The 4,518-nt window shown below is 70.3% G+C and carries 5 protein-coding genes; 1 reads left to right on the forward strand and 4 read right to left on the reverse strand.

Annotation, left to right across the window (positions count from 1 at the left end; translation table 11 throughout):
- Positions 1-153: 153 nt before the first annotated feature.
- Together AB0F81_RS50400 and AB0F81_RS50405 are read right to left on the reverse strand one after the other, a co-directional pair.
- Complete coding sequence (locus AB0F81_RS50400) at positions 154-534, reverse strand: hypothetical protein (RefSeq protein ID WP_360211463.1); 381 nt, start codon at positions 532-534, stop codon at positions 154-156.
- Positions 535-616: 82 nt separating this feature from the next.
- Positions 617-1,597 (reverse strand): aldo/keto reductase, encoded by a 981-nt coding sequence (locus AB0F81_RS50405; protein WP_360211465.1) that lies wholly within the window; start codon positions 1,595-1,597, stop codon positions 617-619.
- Between the two features lie 64 nt (positions 1,598-1,661).
- On the opposite strand from AB0F81_RS50405, the gene AB0F81_RS50410 reads away from it, so the two are divergent.
- Positions 1,662-2,618 carry a metalloregulator ArsR/SmtB family transcription factor gene (locus tag AB0F81_RS50410; protein ID WP_360211467.1) on the forward strand — a complete coding sequence of 319 codons (957 nt, stop codon included), beginning with the start codon at positions 1,662-1,664 and terminating at the stop codon, positions 2,616-2,618.
- Between the two features lie 140 nt (positions 2,619-2,758).
- On the opposite strand, the gene AB0F81_RS50415 is transcribed toward AB0F81_RS50410, so the two are convergent.
- Both AB0F81_RS50415 and AB0F81_RS50420 read right to left on the reverse strand, forming a co-directional pair.
- Positions 2,759-4,111: a nitrate/nitrite transporter gene (locus AB0F81_RS50415; protein WP_360211469.1), complete on the reverse strand. Its 1,353-nt coding sequence runs from the start codon at positions 4,109-4,111 to the stop codon at positions 2,759-2,761.
- A gap of 1 nt (position 4,112) precedes the next feature.
- Complete coding sequence (locus tag AB0F81_RS50420; protein ID WP_360211471.1) at positions 4,113-4,430, reverse strand: Rieske 2Fe-2S domain-containing protein; 318 nt, start codon at positions 4,428-4,430, stop codon at positions 4,113-4,115.
- Positions 4,431-4,518: the final 88 nt, after the last annotated feature.

Here is a 4,518-nt window from a genome sequence, read left to right on the forward strand (position 1 = left end):
CGTTGGAGGCCTTCATCTGTTCACAAGATCCGTTGCCGATCGTCAGATCGAGTGGTCACACTTGCTCGACCAACGTCCCCGGACATCACACCTAGACCCGCGAACGGCGAAGGCCGCACCCCGGAACGGGATGCGGCCTTCGGCTGGATCAGCTCAGTGCTTCTTCCAGTCGTTGCCGTGCTGGTCGCCCTGCCAGTCGTGGCCACCCTGGTGCCAGCTGCGCTGGTAGTAGACCTTCAGCGCCCAGTCACCGCGGTGGAAACCACGCCACATCTGGAAGCACTGGTAGCGCTCCCAGCTGTCCTTCCACACGCCGATGCGGCCGAGCTTGTGGCACGTCCGCGGGCTGCGGTAGAAGCCGACGATGCGGTCGCGCCGCTTGAAGTCCTGCTGCTGAGTGGCGGCAGCCGGCTTGGCGCCCGCCTCCGCACCCGACGGCGCGGCGGAGGAGGCCGCTGCCGGGCCGGCGGCCATGCTCAGCCCGGCGGCCACCGCCACGCCCGTCATGAGGAACGAACGCGTCAACCTGTTCATGCGATCACCGTTTCCAAGGAAAACGTAAAACCGGACAAGGGTGATCATAGGGTCGAAACCGGGCACGCTATGTCGACACGCCCTACCAGGCCCACGCTTCCGGGCCGGGCCCTCCGTTGCCCACCGGCGGGAAGATCTCGTCCAATGCCGCCATCGTGTCCGCGTCCAGCACCGTGGACACCGCGGCGACCGGCAGGTCCAGCTGGGCGGCGGCACGCGGGCCGATGATCGGCGCGGTGACCTCCGGTCGCGCCAGCAGCCACGCGATCGCGACCGTCACCGGGTCGAGGCCGATCCGCGCACAGAGCTGCTCGTACCGTTCGATCGCGGACCGGTGCGGCTCCACCCGGTCCGGCGCGTGCAGCACCGCCCGGCCCGCGATCCCCTCCCGCTGCTTGCGGAGCGCCCCCGAAAGCGCTCCGAAGTGCAGCGGCGAGTACGGCAGGATGCCGACGCCCAGCTCGGCGGCGGCCGGCAGCACCTCCAGCTCGACGTGGCGTTGCAGCAGGTTGTACCGGCACTGCTCGGAGACGATGCCGAGGAAGTGGCGACGGTCGGCGGCCTCCTGCGCGCGCACCAGGTGCCAGCCGGCGAAGTTCGACGACCCGGCGTACCGGATCTTGCCCTGGTGGGTGAGCGTCTCCATCGCCTGCCAGATCTCGTCCCAGCCGGTGCGGCGGTCCACGTGGTGCAGCTGGAAGAGGTCGATCCAGTCGGTGCGCAGCCGCCGCAGCGACGCCTCGCAGGACGCGATGATGTTGCGGGCGGACAGGCCGCGGTCGTTGGGCCGGTCGCTCATCGGCGCGTACACCTTGGTCGCCAGCACGATGTCGTCACGCCGGCCCGACTTGTCGAACCAGCTGCCGAGGAAACGCTCGCTCAGGCCGTCGCCGGTCTCGCTGCCGTACATGTTGGCGGTGTCGACGAAGTCGAGCCCCAGCTCGACGGCCCGGTCGAGGACCGCGTGGCTCTCCTCCTCGCCGATCTGCCAGCCGAAGTTCATGGTGCCGACGCAGAGCCGGCTCACGGTCAGGCCGGTACGGCCCAGATGGGTACGGTGCATGCCGCGGACGGTAGGCGGCACACCGCGATGGCCGGGAACCGTTCGACCGTGCTCGAATAGTCGGGTGATCGAGCTCGAGTTCGGCGCCGCCGACCTGGCCGGCCTGCGGTTCGCCCACTCCCCCATGGCCGAGGTGGTGGCCAGCGTGTTCGCCCTGCGCGGCGGCTCCTGGATGCACGCGCCGTGGCGGTCCCGGGTGACCCCGCTGCTGGCGAACTGGCCGACCCTGCGAGCCGTCCTGCTCGGCCCGCGCGGTTACGCGCCCGACTTCCTGACCCCGGTCCCGTCCCGCAGCCGCCCCACCCTCGACGAGGAACTCGCCGTGGTGGCCGCCACCCCGCCGGACGTGGTGGCGCAACAGGTCATTGCCGCCTGGCCCACGGGCGCGCCGCCCGACATCGCACTGTTCGTAGCGGACCCCAGGACAGCGCTGGAATCGCTGCTCGCCGAGATCCGCGCGTATTTCACAGCGGCCGTCGCGCCCGTCTGGCCGCGGCTGCGGGCCGCGGCCGAGGCGGAGATCGCGATCCGGGCACGCGCCGCCGCCGACGGCGGCCCGCGCATGCTGGTCGACGCGCTGCACCCGCGACTCGACTGGGACGGATCAGCGCTGCTCATCCACTATCCGCACAAGCAGGGCAGGTGGGGTCTCGAGGGGCGCGACCTCACTCTGCTGCCGACCGGTTTCGCCGGCGACGACATCTACGCCCTGCGGGACGCACCGTCCGGGGACGCGCTCTGGTACGCCGCGCGCGGCCACGGCAACGTCTGGTCACCGGCGCCGAACGGCTCCCGGGAGCAGGCGCTCGCCAACCTGCTCGGGCCGACCCGCGCCGCCGTGCTCCGCCTGCTCGCCGCGCCGCACAGCACCGGCCAGGTCGCCGAACGGCTCAGCCTCGCCGCGGGCACCGCCTCCCACCACCTCACCACGCTGCGCGACGCCGGGCTGGTCTCCGCCGGCCGTGACGGCCGCCGCCTGCTCTACCAGCGCACGCGCCTCGGCGACGACCTCGCCGGCTGACCCGCGGCGCTGGCGCGGGATGCGGAACCGGGCGCCGGGGCGGATGCGTTGCGGGGGAAAGGCACGGGGCTGTGCGTAGGACGTACGCGAAAAGGGCGGCCCGGATGCGCAAAAGCGCAACCGGGCCGCCCAGGCCGAGCTCAGACCGCGATCTTCGTGCGCGCCGCAGGCCGCAGGTAGACCGCCCAGGTGACCAGCACGCAGAGGGCGTAGAAGGCGATGAAGGCCATGTACGCCGCGTCCGCGTCCTTGTAAGTGAGGAACGACTGCCGGAAGGCCAGGTTGACCAGCACTCCGCCGACCGCGCCGATCGCCCCGGCGATGCCGATCACCGCGCCGGAGATGCGGCGGGCCTGGTGCTCGTCGCCGGCGTACTTCTGCTTGAAGATGGCCGGGATCATCTTGTAGGAGGAGCCGTTGCCCAGGCCGCTGAGGACGAACAGCGAGATGAACCCGACCAGGTAGAGCGGCAGCGAGCGCTGCTGGGAGGCCACCAGGACGATCGACGCGCCGATCGCCATCGCGATGAAGTTGACGAAGGTGACCTTCGCACCGCCGTGCCGGTCGGCCAGGGCGCCGCCGAACGGGCGGATCAGCGAGCCCAGCAGCGGGCCGAGGAAGGTCAGGTAGGCGGCCTTGATCGGGGTGTCGAAGGTGTCCGCGAACTGCACCTGCAGCACCTGCCCGAACGCGAAGCCGAAACCGATGAACGACCCGAAGCTGCCGATGTAGAGCAGCGACATGATCCAGGTGTGCGGCTCCTTGGCGGCGTCACGCATGCCGCGCTTCTCGTTGCGCGCCTGGGTCAGGTTGTCCATCTTCAGCGCCGAGGCGACCACCGCGATCACGATGAACGGGATGTAGATGCCGGCCACGATGCCCGGGTTGCCGGCGCCGAAGACGGCCAGCACGAACAGGCCGATCAGCTGGGCGACGGCCACGCCGAGGTTGCCGCCGCCGGCGTTGATGCCGAGCGCCCAGCCCTTGAGGCGGTCCGGGTAGAAGGCGTTGATGTTCGCCATCGAGGAGGCGAAGTTGCCGCCGCCGACACCGGCGAGCGCGCCCAGGATCAGCAGGGTGGAGAACGACACCCCGGGCTCGATCAGGAACGCCGCCGCGAACGACGGGATCAGCAGCAGCGACGCGCTGATGATCGTCCAGTTGCGGCCGCCGAAGGTGGCGACCGCGAACGTGTACGGGATCCGCAGCGCCGCGCCGACCAGCGCCGGAACCGCGGTGAGCAGGAACTTCTGGGCCGGGTCGATGCCGTACTCGGGGCCGAGGAAGAGCACCAGCACGGACCAGAGCGTCCACACCGAGAAGCCGATGTGCTCGGAGAAGATCGAGACGATCAGGTTGCGCTTGGCGATCGCGGCGCCGCCGTTGTCCCAGAACTCCCGGTCCTCGGGCCGCCAGTCGTCGATCCAGTGGCCCCGGAGGCTCCTCGCCTCCGGCCGGGTGGTGGTGACGGTGGGCGGAAGGGTGGCAGTCACATCAGTCTCCCAGGATGATCTGATCCCCGTCGACCCGGACCGGGTAGACGGTGATCGGGGGCTGGCCGGACTGGGAGCACCCGGTGGCGAGGTCCCATGCGTACAGGTGCAGGGGGCAGACGACAACCTTGTTGTCGATCTGTCCGTCCGCGAGCGGGCCGCCCTTGTGCGGGCAGACCGCGGACACCGCGCGAAGGGAGCCGTCGCGGAGGCGGAAGACGGCGATCATCTCGTCGCCGACGGCGTAGGTGCGTCCTTCGCCGAACGGGATGTCGCTGAGCGGGCCGAGAACGGTCTGGTTGTTGGCCGTGATGGTCACTAGGGCACCATCCTTTCGACGAGATCTTGGTTGTAAGGTCTCGCCGGAACTCGGCGAGGATCGGGAGATGGCCTGTGGTGGTCGCCCT

The organism is Actinoplanes sp. NPDC024001, assembly GCF_040638955.1.
Lineage (GTDB): Bacteria > Actinomycetota > Actinomycetes > Mycobacteriales > Micromonosporaceae > Actinoplanes.